The sequence below is a fragment of the Pseudomonas sp. MAG002Y genome, assembly GCF_019400845.1.
GTDB classification, from domain to species: domain Bacteria; phylum Pseudomonadota; class Gammaproteobacteria; order Pseudomonadales; family Pseudomonadaceae; genus Chryseomonas; species Chryseomonas luteola.
The window spans coordinates 16,782-32,545 of the sequence record NZ_WOEJ01000015.1 but is presented as its reverse complement, the minus strand read 5'-3'; the positions used below and the strand labels follow the sequence as shown (position 1 = coordinate 32,545).

Below are 15,764 nucleotides of genomic sequence, written 5' to 3'. Positions count from 1 at the left end.
ATCGATATCCTCATTCTTCCACACGGACTTCACGGAACATGCCCATTTCCATGTGGTACAGGAGGTGGCAGTGATAGGCCCATCGCCCGAGGGCATCTGCTGTCACACGATAGCTGCGCCTTGATCCAGGAGGCATATCGATGGTGTGTTTACGCACCATGAAGTTACCGCTCTCATCTTCCAAGTCGCTCCACATTCCATGAAGGTGGATGGGATGCGTCATCATGGTGTCGTTCACCAATACGATCCTTACACGCTCACCATATTTGAGGCGAACAGGCTCTGCGTCCGAGAACTTCACACCGTTAAAGGACCAGGCAAATTTTTCCATGTGTCCGGTAAGATGCAGTTCGATTGTCCGGCTGGGATCACGGCCATCTGGATCCGGAAAGGTGCTTCTGAGATCGGCATAGGTCAGAACACGACGGCCATTGTTTCGAAGTCCCAGACCTGGGTCGTCGAGTTTTGGGCTGGTGCTCATTGCCTGCATGTCCACGAGGGGATTGTTTTGCTCGGAAGCGGGATGGGACTGCATAGCTCCCATTCCAGCCATACCGCCCATTGAGGACATGCCCTGCATTTGGCTATGGTCCATGCCTTGCATTTGGCTGTGATCCATTGCCTGCATCTGCCCACCGTCCATACCGGTCATGCCCTGCATGGAGTCATGGTTCATACCCTGCATCTGACTATGATCCATACCCTGCATGGATTGGCGGCCACTCATGGTAGACATGCCCTGCATTGAATCCTGGGTCATGCCCTGCATTTGGCTATGATCCATTCCCCCCATACTTCCATGGTCCATCCCACCCATCCCCATATCATCCATGGTGACAAGAGGGCGAGGATCAAGAGGGGGGACGGGCGCTGATAAACCCTCACTAACCGCCAGGGTGCCTCGGGCAAAACCAGTGCGGTCCATGGACTGAGCAAAAAGGGTATAGGCCTCCTGGGTAGGCTCAACAATCACGTCGTAGGTCTCGGCGACAGCAATTCTTAGCTCATCAACGGAAACCGGATTCACATAAAGCCCATCAGCAGCCACAACCGTCATCTTTAGGCCCGGAATCCGAAGATCAAAGTACGTCATGGACGAGCCATTTATGAACCGTAGTCGTAAACGCTCACCCGGTCGGAAGACACCTGTCCAGTTATCATCCGGCGCTTTGCCGTTTAGCAAGTAGGTGTAGGTATAACCACTGACGTCGGCCAGATCCGTGGGGTTCATCTTCATCTCGGCCCACATCTTGCGATCAGCCATGGTTGCAGACCAACCTTTCTCACTGACGTCGTTGATGAAGTCGCCTACGGTGCGCTTGTTAAAGTTGTAGTAGTCCGCCTGCTTCTTGAGCTTTTTCATCAAGCGGACAGGATCCTCGTCGGTCCAGTCGGTCAGCATCACCACATAGTCACGATCGTAGATAAAAGGCTCAGGGTCCTTGGCATCAATGACCAACGGCCCATATACCCCTGACTGCTCCTGGAAACCGGAATGACTGTGATACCAGTAGGTACCGTTCTGCTTGACCTTGAACGTGTAGACATACATGCCATCGGGCTCGATGCCATGAAAACTAAGCCCTGGTACGCCGTCCATATTGGCCGGCAGAATAATGCCGTGCCAGTGGATAGAGGTTGTATCCTTCAAACGGTTTCGGACTCGAAGCGTTACCGTATCACCCTCACGCCAACGCAGCAGAGGGCCTGGCAGCCCGCCATTGATGGTCATGGCAGGTTTTGATTTACCGGCGATATTGACTGGCGTCTCTCCGATCAGGAGGTCAAACTCAGTACCGGTCAATACATTCTGCATGCCAGGACTTGTGATCGCCCAGACTGGATTACGCCACAAGCCCAGTCCACCCAGGATGCCTCCGGCGGCTATACCCTTTACGAACGTTCGCCTTGAAGTTTTGGATTGCATGCCGTGTGTCCAATCAGTCATTGAGTCAGAGCCGTTATGAAAGGAAGGTGTAAAGGGCAAGACAGACATCACCAGCCCTTATGTCAACGCTTACCAGCCTACAAGCGCGACGAAAATGCCATATTTGAGTAAGCCGCATGATTACATTTCTGTAAGGTTGGCCTGCTCAAGCGCTTAGCAGTGCGAGTGCTTCCTGGTCTCCTTATCCTCCGCGACTATGGTGGCTGCTTTGGACTCCTGAGTTTGCATGGTAGCGACCGATGCTTCACGGGCCTGAGCCATACGGTCAAAGACACGATCACCACCACTTTCGGCCATAGCCAAAGAGGAGAGCATCAGTGCAGAAGCAATAAATAATGATTTAACAGCGTTCATTTTCAGTACCTTCATGTGATTAAGTGTTCCCTGTTCGCCTCTAGGTAATCGCAGGGAAAGCGTTAAGCTCGGGATAACCTTAATCACTCAAGCCTGTCGGCAGGATGAAGTGAAAATTACAGTTTAGTCAGCTGTGGGAAAACGCTGGGCGTCCCTGTCAAGAGCTCAATAGGATTGCTTTGAGCGGCCTGCAGACCTTGCTGTAACAAACATTGACACTAGACGAGCAACCTGACTGCAACCTTAGCGGCACATTACATTTCTGTAAGGTTCTCGTCAGCTCCACTACGCTAGAGGCACAATCCTCTTTTCTACCTGGGGTACTGTCGTATGAAAATCCTTATTGCTGAGGACGAACCCAAGATAGGAATGTACTTACAGCGAGGACTAGGCGAGGCAGGCTTTACCGTTGACCGCGTGACCTCTGGTACCGAGGCACTCCAGCAGGCGCTGGGCGAGGCTTATGATCTATTGATTCTGGACATCATGATGCCTGGTCTTGATGGCTGGGAGGTACTCAAGGTACTGCGCGCGGCCGGCAAAACTGTACCAGTGCTTTACCTGACGGCTCGGGATCAGGTTGAAGACCGAGTCAAGGGACTTGAACTGGGCGCAGATGACTATTTGATCAAACCGTTTGCCTTTTCCGAATTACTTGCGCGTGTCAGAACACTGTTACGTCGGAGTACTGGCGCACCTACCCAGACCCTGATGAGCATTGCCGACCTTGAGGTCGACCTTATGAAACGCAGGGCATTTCGGGGTGGAAAACGCATCGATCTGACGTCCAAAGAATTTGCGCTGCTTGAGCTTCTCTTGCGTAGACGGGGTGAGGTCCTGCCTAAATCGCTGATTGCATCCCAGGTCTGGGACATGAATTTTGATAGCGATACAAATGTCATCGAGGTAGCCGTGCGGCGTCTACGGGCAAAGATTGACGACGGCTTTGACGTCAAGCTTATTCATACCTCACGAGGTATGGGCTATATGCTTGAAGGGCCGGAAGAAGACAATGAGTAGGCAGCCCTCATTAACAGCCCGCATCAGCTTGATGTTTATGCTGGTCGTTGCAATAGTCCTTACTGCAGCTGGGCTCATTTTCACCCACCTCAGCCATAAGCACTTCCAGATGATGGATCAGATGGCTCTGGAGGAGAAACTGCACGCCGCTGAAAATACGCTTAAGACCTTATCGAGCGTGGCAGATATCGGGCTTCTACACCCTCAACTAAAAGCCCTTTTAAGCGCTCATGAGGAGCTCGTGGCCGTTATCCAGGATCATGCTGGAAATGAGCTGTTTGCAAGCTCAAGCCAGCGAACTATTCCCGCACAATTCAGCTCAGAAAAAGCAGGGCAAATCTGGGAATGGCATAATCAGGAGCATATGTTTCGTGGCCTTACCGATCATGTCACCCTACCAGAAGAGCCCCCCCTCACCATTATGGTTGCGCTTGATGTAACCATGCACATGACCTTTTTTGAGTCCTTGCAAAAGTGGTTCTGGATCGGATTGGTGTGCAGTGCGCTGATTAGCGCCGCATTGGGCTGGGTAGTTGTACGCAAAGGACTTCGACCGATTGGACAGGTAGCCAGGGTTGCAGCATCTGTATCAGCCAAATCGTTAAAGGCACGCATTCCCCTGGCGCCTGTTCCGTATGAGTTGCAGGAGTTGGTGTCATCGTTCAATGCCATGCTTGATAGATTGGATGACTCATTTGTTCGACTGTCCAACTTCTCCGCTGATATCGCACACGAGCTACGTACGCCTGTAGCGAATCTAACAACGCATACCGAGGTTATCCTTTCCCGCAAGCGTAATATCGAAGACTATGAGGAAAATCTCTACTCAAATCTTGATGACCTCAAGCGCATGGCTCGCATGATTGATGACATGCTGTTCCTGGCCAAAGCGGATAATGGATTGATCATTCCTGCCCGGCAGAACGTAGATCTACGCGAAACGGCGGAAAAGCTTGCGGAGTACTATCAGCTGCTTGCCGATGAAAAGGACATCAAGTTGATCGTTGAGGGCTATGGTTCAATCAAAGGGGATATCCTGATGATCCATAGGGCTATCTCAAACCTGCTCTCAAACGCGCTGCGCTATACCCCTGAGAGAGAAACTATCAAGGTAGAGGTCAGGGAAGATAATGCCTACGTGGTTCTGACGGTAAAAAACCCGGGCCCAGCCATTGCCCCCGAACACCTCGACAAGCTGTTTGATCGGTTCTACCGGGCAGACCCTGCACGGCGAGAGGGTAGTCCACATAATGCAGGTCTAGGACTCGCGATTACCCGTTCCATTATTGAGGCTCATCATGGACGTGCAGGATGTACCTCGGCAGGGGGAGTGACCCAGTTTTTCTTCGAGTTTCCAAAAGCTGTAGAGTGCACATACTCAAAGACACATTTGGCGCAATAATTTTGCAAAACGCATAGAGCGATTAAGTCTGGTCTTGGAAGCATTGTGGGTTGTCTGAGATTTGGCTAACATCTGAGAGTGAATGTATTTATAAGGTTTTGCCTACTCTTGGTGCTTAGTCTAACGCTTCCCATGGCCGGGACGGCGGGCGCGGCATTTGTAGCTGAACCTTGCCCCATGCAGCAGCTGCACAAGGACATGTCGAAAGGCATAATAGAAGATAGCTGCTTTGATAAAGAAAAAAGTTTTCATAGCGGCAGCAAAATCTGCAAAACAGGTGAGCAGTGCCAAGCCAATAGTGCAATTCAAGTCACTTCTCTGAAAATCTTTCCTCCTCTAGAGTCACTGGTTATTCACCAGCCTCTTGCTGAGTTTATTCCATACCCTAGCCTTGATACGGTCTGGCGACCTCCCCGCGTCTAATTCCTGATTTGTCCTAAGCTTATCTTGCGCCTCGATGGTCGCAGGGATGTCTATGCACGCATGCATGGCGTGCCAGAACATGACGGAATTGTGCAATGATTTTTCAATGTAATCATAACGGGCGCCTGTCTTGGGGCGTTCTAGCTGTGACGTTTATGGCTGTGCCGAGGTTGGCTCCGGCATTAACCCTTGATGAAGCCTTACGATTGGCTGAGCATGAGGCGCCTTCGATGAGCGCCAGGCGGGCGGACATCGAAGCGGCTCGCAGCGCCGCCATCCCGGCTGGTGAGTTACCGGACCCCAGGCTTTCTCTCGGCCTGCAGAACGTACCTGTCGAGGGCCAGGACCGGTACAGTCTTAATCGAGACTCCATGACCATGCAAATGGTTGGCATCATGCAAGAGGTGTCTAATAGTGATAAGCGCCGCGCACGCGTCGAAGCCGCCCAGGCTGAAATACTTCAGGCAGAGGCAGAGCAACAGGTAGAACGGCTTAGTGTCAGGGTAGAAACCGCCCTGGCCTGGATAGAGGCCCGAGCGATCGAGCAGAAACTGGCGCTCTTTGGGAGTCTCTACAATGAAAACCGCCTCTTTGGCAAAGCGGTGCAGGCTACCATTGCAGGCAATGCAGGAATGGCGGCTGATAGCGTCATCCCTAGACAGGAAGCTGCCACTCTAGCGGAAGAGGAGGATGAGCTACATCGCGCTCTAACGCAGGCACGCGCTGCACTGCGCCGCTGGGTTGGACCCGCCGCAGACGAACCGCTATCAGGAAATCTGCCCCTATGGCCTGTTGATACGCATCATTTCAAACATAATCTCAGGCAGCACCCTAATGTAGCCGTTTTCGGGCCCAGAACCAGCGTAGCAGAGGCTGAAATACAGGAAGCTGTTGCTGAAAAAAAGCCTGACTGGAGCTGGCAGGTAGATTATCAGCATCGCGGTCGCGAGTACGGTGACATGGTCAGCCTTCAGGTCAGTTTTGACTTGCCGCTATTTACCACTTCCCGACAGGATCCCAAGATTGCAGCCAAACGGTCGCAGCTCATTCAACTTGAAGCCGAGCGCGAGGCCATATTGCGCGAGCATGCGCAGATGTTGGAGAGCGACCTGGCTGAATATGAGCGCCTCCATAATTCCCTTGAGCGTAGCCAGAAAACCTTTGTTCCTCTAGCCAAGGAGAAGGTGGATCTTGCCATGGCAAGCTATCGCGCCGGAAAAGGCGATTTGGCCGCCGTGGTCGAGGCGCGCCGTGATCTGATTCAGGCTCGTCTCAAGCTTATCGATATTACCCAGCTGCAAGCGTTGACCAGTGCTCGTCTGCATTTTGCGTACGGAGCACATTCAAATGACTAAACGAATCCTTATAGGGTCATTGTTCGTGTTGATGATTGCTGTGCTTGCCGGCCTTCTGGGCTATTGGCTAGGCAAGCCATCGCCTGCCCCCAATCTGCCTGTGGATCAAAATCAGCCTTCCTCTGTAACCGCTGATCAATCTGAAAAAAAGGTGCTGTATTGGTACGACCCTATGTACCCCCAGCAAAAGTTTGATAAGCCTGGTAAATCGCCATTCATGGATATGGAGCTCCAGCCGCGCTATGCCGATGAGAGTGGAAATAGCGCTGCCGTTACAATAGACCCAGGCATTACGCAAAACCTTGGAATGCGCGTCTCTCCTGTGACTCGGGAGTCTCTCGCTCAAACCTTAAGTGCGTCGGGAGCGCTGACCTATGATGAGCGGGACGTAGCAGTTTTGCAGACACGCAGCGGCGGGTTTGTGGAGCGGGTATATGACCTTGCCCCTGAAGATATTATTAAGAAGGGCGCACCGTTAGCTGACCTGTTGGTACCGGAGTGGGCTGCTGTGCAGGAGGAGTATCTTGCACTTCGGGCATTGAACGAGCCAGCATTGTTGGCAGCGGCTCGCCAGCGGATGCGTCTTGCCGGTATGCCGCAAGTACTGATTGAACAGGTTACGCGTAGCGGCAAGGCCAGTCCTGTATGGACGATTACCAGTCCAATTGAGGGGGTACTTGAAACCCTAGATATACGTCAGGGAATGACGCTTGCTGGCGGTGCGCTCGTTGCCCGGATCAATGGTATCAGCAGTATCTGGCTTGAAGTAGCCGTACCTGAGGCGCAAATTTCTGCTCTGTCTGCTGGACAACCCGTTCAAGCACACTTACCTGCCTATCCAAGTGATGTACTTAACGGCACGATCAAGGCGATTCTGCCGCAAGCTAACCCTGAAAGCCGAACGGTGCGGGTTCGAGTAGAGTTGCCTAACCCACAACAACGTCTACGACCCGGCATGACGGCTGAAGTCATCCTCAGCAGCGATCAGTACGATGCCTTGGTCATACCCGCCGAAGCGGTGATCCGTACTGGCAAACGAGCAATAGTCATGCTTGCTGAGAACGCTGGCCAGTACCGCCCCGTAGAAGTCAGGGTAGGCCGTGAAATAGCAGACAAAGTCGAGATCCTACAAGGTCTGGAAGAGGGCCAGCAGGTTGTTGCCTCGGGACAGTTTCTGCTGGATTCTGAAGCTAGTTTACGCGGACTCACCGCTCAGCCGCTTGAGCCGTCAGCCAGCGCCTCCAAGCCCGCCCTGCATGAAGCTGAAGGCACCATTATTGAGCTTGGTGACGACATGATTACCCTCTCTCATGGGCCTTTCATAACACTTGGCATGCCTGGAATGACCATGGGCTTTCCACTGGCAGACAAATCCCTTGCCGCCAACCTCAAGACAGGTGATCAGGTCCGGTTTGCAGTACGCCAGACGGATGATGGCCTACTGATCGAGCGTATTGAGCGCCTGGGAGGTCAGCCATGATTGCTACAGTCATCCAGTGGTCTGTCGGCAATCGATTCCTGATCCTCCTGGCGACACTGTTTGCGGTGGTATGGGGCATTTGGTCAGTGAAGAACACGGCCGTTGATGCACTGCCTGATCTTTCCGACGTACAGGTCATCATCCGTACGCCCTATCCCGGGCAGGCGCCCCAGATCGTTGAAAATCAGGTTACCTATCCGCTGACCACTACCATGCTGTCGGTTCCTGGAGCCAGGACGGTACGGGGCTACTCTTTCTTTGGCGACAGTTACGTCTACATACTGTTTGAGGACGGCACCGATCTTTATTGGGCCCGCTCGCGAGTTCTGGAGTATCTCAGCCAGGTGCAGGGGCGTTTACCCGCCGCGGCAAAGCCTGCGCTGGGGCCGGATGCTACAGGCGTAGGCTGGATTTTTCAGTATGCCCTGGTTGACCGCAGCGGAGGACATGACCTGGCCCAGCTACGATCACTACAGGACTGGTTTCTCCGCTATGAGTTGAAGACATTACCCAATGTGGCGGAAGTCGCACCGATTGGTGGGATGGTCAAGCAGTACCAGATTGTGCTGGACCCTATTCGTATGGCTAATCGAGGCGTGACTCAGCAACAGATCGCTGAAGCTATCAACAAGGCCAACCAGGAGACGGGGGGAAGTGTGCTTGAGCTGGCTGAGACCGAGTTCATGGTTCGAGCCTCGGGCTACCTGCAGACCCTAAACGACTTTCGTGCTGTTCCTTTGCGGTTGGATACCAGTGGTGTTCCTGTAACCTTAGGTGATGTCGCCCATATTCAGCTAGGCCCGGAGATGCGGCGTGGTATTGCCGAACTTGATGGCGAGGGTGAAGTAGTGGGAGGCGTGGTGATTCTCCGTAGTGGCAAAAATGCTCGGGATACGATTGCCGCCGTCCAGGCAAAACTGGACAACCTCAAGCAAAGCCTTCCGGAGGGCGTTGATATCGTTACGACGTATGATCGCAGCAAGCTCATTGATCGTGCTGTAGAAAACTTAAGCTTCAAACTGATCGAAGAGTTTGTCGTTGTGGCGCTGATTTGCGCCTTGTTTCTCTGGCACTTGCGTTCCTCATTTGTAGCCATCGTGTCACTGCCTGTAGGGGTGCTAATTGCCTTTATCATCATGCAGCGACAGGGGGTTAACGCTAATATCATGTCTCTTGGCGGAATTGCCATTGCGATTGGCGCAATGGTCGACGCCGCGATTGTCATGATAGAAAATGCTCACAAGCACATCGAAGCCTGGCATAGACACTATCCTGACAGGCCGCTTAAGGGTAATGAGCACTGGAAAGTAATCACTCAGGCCGCGATTGAGGTAGGGCCAGCGCTTTTCTTCAGTCTGCTGATCATTACTCTTTCGTTTATACCGGTTTTTACCCTGGAAGCTCAGGAGGGCCGTTTATTCGGTCCGCTGGCCTTTACTAAAACCTATGCCATGGCGGCAGCGGCAGGCCTTTCGGTTACGCTGGTTCCTGTACTGATGGGCTACTGGATCCGCGGCAAGATACCTGAAGAGCATCGTAACCCACTCAACAGGTTACTCATCCGCCTCTATCAGCCCGTATTGGATACCGTGCTACGTTGGCCCAAAATAACGCTTCTGGTAGCACTCCTGGTTTTTCTTACCGGCATTTGGCCTGCTACCCGCTTGGGAGGAGAATTCCTGCCACCGTTGGATGAAGGCGATCTGCTCTACATGCCCACAGCGCTGCCAGGGCTTTCAGCGCAAAAGGCAAGCGAGCTCCTGCAGCAGACCGACCGCTTAATCAAAACCGTGCCGGAAGTGGCACATGTATTTGGCAAGGCTGGACGTGCTGATACGGCAACAGACTCAGCGCCACTTGAGATGTTTGAGACAACTATTCAATTCAAGCCCAGGAATGAATGGCGAGCAGGCATGACCACCGAGAAGCTTATCGAGGAGCTGGACCATACGGTGCAGGTGCCTGGGGTAGCTAATCTCTGGATTCCACCTATCCGTAACCGAATAGATATGCTGGCCACTGGGATCAAGAGTCCAATCGGCGTAAAGGTCTATGGAACGGATATTGCGCAGATCGATAAGGTGACTCAATCAGTTGAGCGTATCGCCAAAACAGTACCAGGCGTTACGTCAGCGCTGGCTGAGCGCCTGTCGGGTGGACGCTATATCGATGTGGATATCGATCGTAGCGCTGCCGCCCGCTATGGTCTGAATATCGCTGACGTACAAGCTATCGTAGCCGGTGCCATTGGCGGTGAGACCATTGGAGAGACGGTCGAGGGCCTGGCACGCTATCCGATCAATCTACGCTATGGGCGTGAATGGCGAGACTCTCTGACAGCGCTGCAGCAGTTGCCTATTTACACTCCTCAAGGTAGTCAGATCACTTTGGGGACCGTGGCATCGGTCAAAGTCAGCGACGGGCCACCCATGCTGAAAAGCGAAAACGCTCGTTTGACTGGTTGGGTATATATAGATGTTCGCGGTCGCGATATGGCGTCAGTTGTAGCTGACTTGAGTCAGAAGATCGAAGCTGAGGTCAAGCTGAGCCCAGGGATGAGCGTTAGCTATTCTGGACAGTTTGAGTTCATGGAGAGGGCTAATGCACGGCTCAAGCTTGTGGTGCCTGCCACGCTTTTGATCATCTTTGTTCTCCTATATTTTATCTTCAATCGTTTTAATGAAGCACTTCTTATCATGGTCACGCTTCCCTTTGCTCTTACTGGAGGTGTCTGGTTTCTTTATGTACTGGATTATCACCTTTCAATTGCAACAGGGATTGGTTTTATTGCTCTGGCCGGAGTTTCGGCGGAGTTTGGTGTAATCATGCTGCTTTATCTGAGAAATGCATGGCATGAACGGTTAGAAGCAGGCCATAACCATGAGCGTGCGCTGGTTGAGGCTATTCGTGAGGGTGCTGTACAGCGTGTACGTCCTAAAGCAATGACCGTTGCGGTGATCATTGCCGGCCTTCTGCCCATTCTCTGGGGAACCGGTACCGGAGGAGAGATCATGAGCCGCATCGCCGCACCAATGGTAGGCGGTATGATCAGTGCGCCCTTGCTTTCCTTGTTCGTCCTGCCAGCAGCCTACCTTCTGATGCGCCGTCGACAGTTTCGCGATTCCTTCAAAACAGATAACCCCCCTGGAGAACACTCATGAAAATCGCAAGTATCGTTTTCGCCTCATTGCTTGTTTCACCTGCGCTATTTGCTGCGGAAAAACAGTCCATGGAGGGTATGCCGATGGATCATAAGGGCATGGACATGCCGATGGATCAAAAGGCGACCACAAAGACGGGCAAGGCTACTGGTGTTGTCAAAAAGGTTGATACTGAGAAGGGGTCCGTGACGATTGCTCATGGGCCGGTCGAAGCATTGGGCTGGCCATCCATGACAATGGGCTTTAAAGCCGAGGCCACCCAGTTACAAGGTCTCAAGCAGGGCGACAAGGTAAAATTTGAGTTTGCCTCCACGGGAATGGACTCAACCATTACCCGTATTGAAAAGCAGTAACTGAAAGGGCCACCGTTCACGGTGGCCCTCTGACATGGCTGTTATTTAACTAAACGCTTGCAGCAAAAACTCTTAGTTGCACCTAATAATAGGGGTGTGTATGAATGCTGCTTCTGGTTGGGTAAGGGTAAATGTCAGAGAGCATTAGCGGTTGACTTGGCACCCTCTAGATCAGCCAGCCCTTCATACATATAGCTCATTGGCTTAACCATGCTCTGGTAGCTGTTCTCAAGCCTGGCTATTCGAAAACCGCTGTCCCTGAGCAGTTCATCAATGGAACGATCCAGATGGCATCCGCCTACAAAACGGCTCCACATGGGCGTCAGCTTCTGCTGCCAGCGAGCAACGCCTGGATCCGACGCCAAACCATGTTCGCAAAAGGCGAAATACCCATCAGGTTTGAGTACTCGACGAATCTCATGGAGAGCCATGCGGATATCTGGAACGCTACATAGTGTCCAGGAGCAAAGTGCAGTATCTATGCTCCGATCAGGCAAAGGAATATGCTCAGCCGTGCAATGCAGGATCTCGATGGGAAAAGGCGCATGCGATACGTCCTTCTGACCCAGCTTTAACATATTGGCGTCAGGCTCAAGCGCATAGAGCCGCTCAACCTGATCCGGGATGTAGAAGGGCAGATTGCGTCCTGAACCAAAGCCAATTTCCAGTGCTACCCCCTTGGCCTGAATCGCTAAACGCCTTCGGTAGGCGTCAAGGCGCCGGGAGTTCATTACTGAATGAATCAGACAGGGTAATACGCACTGGTCGTATACTTTCATAGCTCAGCTTCCACACCCAGGAGCGATGGCTCTACCGATCAAGATTAGCTATTTCCTTTTATCAGGAAAGGGATAGCAAAGGGTATTCCCAGCCAATTTACTCAGGCCATCCCTGGCGCCGAGTGTTAAGTATGTAGGCCAAGGCCCATAATTATTGTTTAAAAGCAGTGCTGAGCGTTAAACCAGCTGGGTCTCATGAGGGGCCAGTCCTTGCTCTACCTGAAGCGTACAGTGATGAATTGAATACCTGTCCTTGAGCGTATGCATTGTCTCATTCATGAAGGTATCTCCCGGATAGCCATTGGGCATCACCAAATGCACCGTTAGGGCGTTTTCTGTAGTACTCATCCCCCAAATATGAAGGTCGTGTATGTCTTTCACGCCGTTTAGCTGCAGGAGGTAGGTCTCGATCTCATTACGATCAACGTTGTTGGGTACAGCATTAAGTGCAAGATCTACAGAGTCACGCAATAGTGACCAAGTGCTGATTATGATGATGGCTACAATGATCAGGCTCAGGATGGGGTCGATCCAGTGTGCGCCGGTAAAGTAGATAGCGACACCTGCAAGGACCACGCCGAGTGAGACGCCTGCATCAGCTGCCATATGAAGAAATGCGCCTTTGACATTAAGATCACTTTTGCTGCCCTTGATGAAAAGAAGCGCTGAGGCACCGTTTATGAGGATGCCGATGCCAGCTACTATGGAAACGGTCAGCCCGGATACCGCTCCGGGGTTTGAAAAGCGGGTGACTGCTTCCCAGGCAATGGCACCGCAGGCAACAAGAAGCAGCACGGCATTACCTAGTGCAGCAAGAATAGATGTACCCCTCAAACCATAGGTGAATTTATGGCTAGGGGCTCTTCTCCCTAAAAGAGCAGCTCCCCACGCCAGTATCAAACCTAATACGTCAGACAGGTTATGCCCAGCATCAGCAATAAGGGCCGTTGAGTTTGCAGCGATGCCGTAAACAAACTCGACAATAACAAAGCCGGTATTCAAGGCTGTCGCTATCAGGAAGGCCTTGTTATTCGTGTCAATGTTTCCATGTGCATGTGCATGTGCATGTGCATGGCTGTGCTCGTGATGATCCATAAAGGCCCTCTAAAAGACGTCGTGAGTAGGGGTAAGGCTTGAAGCACGGACCTGTCCTATGGGGAATATCAGGCGGAAGCGAGTAACGTGGCCAGGAATGCTTTCGACCTCACAGCGTCCTTGATGCAGACTCATGATGGAGCGTACGATGGCCAGCCCCAGTCCTGTACCGCCCTGTTCATGCGTCCGCCGGCCATCAACCCGATAGAACCGTTCAAAAAGATGCGGTAGGTGATGTGCACCAATACCGGCACCCGTGTTCTCAACAGTGACACTGGCCTCGTCTGCTTCTTCCGTTAGAACAATGGCCACCGTGCCGCCGTAAGGCGTATGCCCAATAGCATTTGAGAGCAAGTTGGACAGAGCACGTTGGATCATTAACCGATCTCCCATCGTGGAGGCTTCTCCTCTGATGCTTATCGATATGTCCTTGTCTTCGGCACTGATTGCAAAGAGGTCCATGATTCGCATGGTCTCGTCGCGCAGAAAGATGGGGGTGAAGGGAATCAGTGTATGGGGATGACTTACCTGGGCGAGAAACAGCATGTCCGAGATAATACGATTTAACCGTTCATACTCTTCTATAGCAGACTCCAGGACGTGGCAATATTCCGCCTCGGAGCGTTTACGCGAGAGGGTAACCTGTGTCTTGATCATGAGATTGTTAATTGGGGAGCGCAATTCATGAGCAAGATCGTCCGAAAATTCAGAAAGCTGTTGTACACCTGTATCTAGCCGGTGGAGCATAAAATTCATGCTATGAGCAAGATCCTTCAACTCCCTGGGCAATCTGTCAGTTTTGATTCGATGGGAAAGACTTTGGGTCGATATCTGTGCGGCAACACTGCGAAACCGTCGTAACGGCCGGAGTTCCTTTTGTACAAGCAACCAGGCACTAATGCCGATGAGTATCAAAAGTACCGGTACGGAGACTAGTGATGACTTTAAAAAGGCCAATAGCAAGTGGCGGTCAGCTGAACGATCCAGAGTCAGCAGTGCTTTAACCAATTGACCGTCTTGAGTCGGGATAACCTTGGAGACAGTCAGCATCTCCTGGTTGGTTGCTGAAAGCCAAGAATGAAAGGCGATAGAGGTGCCTACTGCCAGGGTACGAATCTCGGGAGCAAGAGCATATTGCCCGATGCCCAGCATGACAGCAGGCGCCTGATCGGCGTCAAGGATACTAAGGCTCAGGTTGTCATGGCCCAGGATGAGATCCAGCAATGCGTGCGGCTTGTTTGATAACTGCTCAGGTGCTACGTCTACCTTAAGGTTATGTTCGATACGCTCGAACTTGCCAGTCAGGTTTTCATGAGCAGAGAGATCAAGCTCACGATCAAGCGTTATGTAGGAGAGCCCTACAACAAGCATGACGAGCATTGCTCCCAGCAGGATAACCTTGAGGCTCAGGCGAAACGACAAGCTGGTCGAAATCATCCACGCTCCTCAAGAATATACCCCGCACCACGAATGGTATGGATTAGCTTTATCTCAAAGGGATCGTCGATCTTGGCCCGCAGCCGTCTGATTGAAACCTCAACGACATTGGTGTCACAGTCAAAATTCATGTCCCAAACCATCGAGATGATCTGGGTACGGGTGAGCACCTCACCCGTCTTGCGCATGAGCAGATGCAGGAGCGCAAATTCCTTGGTCGTCAGGTCAATACGCTGGTTGCCACGAAAGGCACGGTGCCGATTCGGATCAAGCTCCAGATCGGCCACCTTAACAACATCCGATACCTGGACTGCATCACTTCGGCGAAACAACGAACGGATACGGGCCAGTAACTCTGGGAACTGGAAGGGTTTGACCAGGTAATCATCAGCGCCCAGATCAAGACCTTTCACCTTTTCTTCAAGACGCCCTCGTGCTGTCAGCATGATCACACGCGTCTGCTTGCGCTTTCGTATGAGTTCGAGTACTTCCCAACCATCCATTTCTGGAAGATTTACATCCAGCAGAATAAGGTCATACGTCTGCTGGTGAGCTAAATAAAGTCCATCGATGCCAGTATTGGCACAGTCAACAATATAACCACTTTCAGTCAAACCTTGCTTTAAATATTCGGCAGCTTTTGGCTCGTCCTCAACAATAAGGATTCGCATGGTGTACTCACTATTAAAATAATAAACACTTAATTAAGGATGAATTTTTATTATTTGTTTTGATCGCGCTGGAGTTTAAAGCTAAAAGCATAAACCCTGTAGCAACTACAGAGTCAAGAAAGCTTTGTAAAAACAGGCGCCATGGGTCAAGAAGGCGGCTTGAAAGGCTCTATCTCAGCAGCTCTCATATCTCATGCGTTGCAAAAGCAGTGTCATGAAATAGGTGAATTCTAGCGCAGGTATTGCCCTCTTTTTGAACATTACAGATTTGTAATGTTCAGGTCAC

At 51.8% G+C, this 15,764-nt stretch carries 12 protein-coding genes; 6 read left to right on the top strand and 6 right to left on the bottom strand.

Going from position 1 to position 15,764, the window contains the following annotated elements; translation table 11 throughout:
* Nucleotides 1–10: 10 nt before the first annotated feature.
* Entirely contained in the window at nucleotides 11–1,927 is a 1,917-nt protein-coding gene (locus tag GM154_RS19410) for a copper resistance system multicopper oxidase (RefSeq protein ID WP_219653090.1), read from the bottom strand.
* A gap of 174 nt (nucleotides 1,928–2,101) precedes the next feature.
* A complete protein-coding gene (locus GM154_RS19405; RefSeq protein ID WP_219653089.1) occupies nucleotides 2,102–2,317 on the bottom strand; it encodes a co-regulatory protein PtrA N-terminal domain-containing protein in 216 nt (71 codons plus the stop codon).
* Between the two features lie 315 nt (nucleotides 2,318–2,632).
* Here GM154_RS19405 and GM154_RS19400 point away from each other — a divergent pair, with 315 nt between their 5' ends.
* From GM154_RS19400 to GM154_RS19375, 6 genes are all read left to right on the top strand, one after another.
* Nucleotides 2,633–3,322 carry a heavy metal response regulator transcription factor gene (locus GM154_RS19400; protein ID WP_197873380.1) on the top strand — a complete coding sequence of 230 codons (690 nt, stop codon included), beginning with the start codon at nucleotides 2,633–2,635 and terminating at the stop codon, nucleotides 3,320–3,322.
* The gene (locus tag GM154_RS19395; RefSeq protein WP_219653088.1) at nucleotides 3,315–4,724 is read left to right on the top strand and encodes a heavy metal sensor histidine kinase; all 1,410 of its coding nucleotides are present in this window, start codon (nucleotides 3,315–3,317) and stop codon (nucleotides 4,722–4,724) included. Before GM154_RS19400 ends, GM154_RS19395 begins: the two co-directional genes overlap by 8 nt.
* A gap of 518 nt (nucleotides 4,725–5,242) precedes the next feature.
* Nucleotides 5,243–6,502 (top strand): TolC family protein, encoded by a 1,260-nt coding sequence (locus tag GM154_RS19390; RefSeq protein ID WP_219653087.1) that lies wholly within the window; start codon nucleotides 5,243–5,245, stop codon nucleotides 6,500–6,502.
* Complete coding sequence (locus GM154_RS19385; RefSeq protein WP_010799569.1) at nucleotides 6,495–7,982, top strand: efflux RND transporter periplasmic adaptor subunit; 1,488 nt, start codon at nucleotides 6,495–6,497, stop codon at nucleotides 7,980–7,982. The genes GM154_RS19390 and GM154_RS19385 overlap by 8 nt, the downstream gene beginning before the upstream one ends.
* The gene (locus GM154_RS19380) at nucleotides 7,979–11,143 is read left to right on the top strand and encodes an efflux RND transporter permease subunit (protein WP_019365351.1); all 3,165 of its coding nucleotides are present in this window, start codon (nucleotides 7,979–7,981) and stop codon (nucleotides 11,141–11,143) included. Before GM154_RS19385 ends, GM154_RS19380 begins: the two co-directional genes overlap by 4 nt.
* The gene (locus GM154_RS19375; protein ID WP_010799567.1) at nucleotides 11,140–11,496 is read left to right on the top strand and encodes a copper-binding protein; all 357 of its coding nucleotides are present in this window, start codon (nucleotides 11,140–11,142) and stop codon (nucleotides 11,494–11,496) included. Before GM154_RS19380 ends, GM154_RS19375 begins: the two co-directional genes overlap by 4 nt.
* A gap of 134 nt (nucleotides 11,497–11,630) precedes the next feature.
* On the opposite strand, the gene GM154_RS19370 is transcribed toward GM154_RS19375, so the two are convergent.
* The 4 genes from GM154_RS19370 to GM154_RS19355 all read right to left on the bottom strand — a co-directional run bounded on the left by GM154_RS19370 (nucleotide 11,631) and on the right by GM154_RS19355 (nucleotide 15,478).
* Nucleotides 11,631–12,275, bottom strand: a complete 645-nt coding sequence (locus tag GM154_RS19370; RefSeq protein WP_219653086.1) for a class I SAM-dependent methyltransferase — start codon at nucleotides 12,273–12,275, stop codon at nucleotides 11,631–11,633.
* A gap of 177 nt (nucleotides 12,276–12,452) precedes the next feature.
* Nucleotides 12,453–13,370 (bottom strand): cation diffusion facilitator family transporter, encoded by a 918-nt coding sequence (locus tag GM154_RS19365; protein WP_219653085.1) that lies wholly within the window; start codon nucleotides 13,368–13,370, stop codon nucleotides 12,453–12,455.
* 9 nt (nucleotides 13,371–13,379) lie between these two features.
* The gene (locus tag GM154_RS19360) at nucleotides 13,380–14,807 is read right to left on the bottom strand and encodes a heavy metal sensor histidine kinase (RefSeq protein WP_010799564.1); all 1,428 of its coding nucleotides are present in this window, start codon (nucleotides 14,805–14,807) and stop codon (nucleotides 13,380–13,382) included.
* Nucleotides 14,804–15,478 (bottom strand): heavy metal response regulator transcription factor, encoded by a 675-nt coding sequence (locus GM154_RS19355; protein ID WP_010799563.1) that lies wholly within the window; start codon nucleotides 15,476–15,478, stop codon nucleotides 14,804–14,806. Before GM154_RS19355 ends, GM154_RS19360 begins: the two co-directional genes overlap by 4 nt.
* Nucleotides 15,479–15,764: the final 286 nt, after the last annotated feature.

What these genes read in the sequence shown, in the direction of transcription:
- GM154_RS19410 (WP_219653090.1), bottom strand. Translation starts at nt 1,927, where the DNA reads ATGCAATCCAAAACTTCAAGGCGAACGTTCGTAAAGGGTATAGCCGCC.
- GM154_RS19405 (WP_219653089.1), bottom strand. Translation starts at nt 2,317, where the DNA reads ATGAAGGTACTGAAAATGAACGCTGTTAAATCATTATTTATTGCTTCT.
- GM154_RS19400 (WP_197873380.1), top strand. Translation starts at nt 2,633, where the DNA reads ATGAAAATCCTTATTGCTGAGGACGAACCCAAGATAGGAATGTACTTA.
- GM154_RS19395 (WP_219653088.1), top strand. Translation starts at nt 3,315, where the DNA reads ATGAGTAGGCAGCCCTCATTAACAGCCCGCATCAGCTTGATGTTTATG.
- GM154_RS19390 (WP_219653087.1), top strand. Translation starts at nt 5,243, where the DNA reads ATGATTTTTCAATGTAATCATAACGGGCGCCTGTCTTGGGGCGTTCTA.
- GM154_RS19385 (WP_010799569.1), top strand. Translation starts at nt 6,495, where the DNA reads ATGACTAAACGAATCCTTATAGGGTCATTGTTCGTGTTGATGATTGCT.
- GM154_RS19380 (WP_019365351.1), top strand. Translation starts at nt 7,979, where the DNA reads ATGATTGCTACAGTCATCCAGTGGTCTGTCGGCAATCGATTCCTGATC.
- GM154_RS19375 (WP_010799567.1), top strand. Translation starts at nt 11,140, where the DNA reads ATGAAAATCGCAAGTATCGTTTTCGCCTCATTGCTTGTTTCACCTGCG.
- GM154_RS19370 (WP_219653086.1), bottom strand. Translation starts at nt 12,275, where the DNA reads ATGAAAGTATACGACCAGTGCGTATTACCCTGTCTGATTCATTCAGTA.
- GM154_RS19365 (WP_219653085.1), bottom strand. Translation starts at nt 13,370, where the DNA reads ATGGATCATCACGAGCACAGCCATGCACATGCACATGCACATGCACAT.
- GM154_RS19360 (WP_010799564.1), bottom strand. Translation starts at nt 14,807, where the DNA reads ATGATTTCGACCAGCTTGTCGTTTCGCCTGAGCCTCAAGGTTATCCTG.
- GM154_RS19355 (WP_010799563.1), bottom strand. Translation starts at nt 15,478, where the DNA reads ATGCGAATCCTTATTGTTGAGGACGAGCCAAAAGCTGCCGAATATTTA.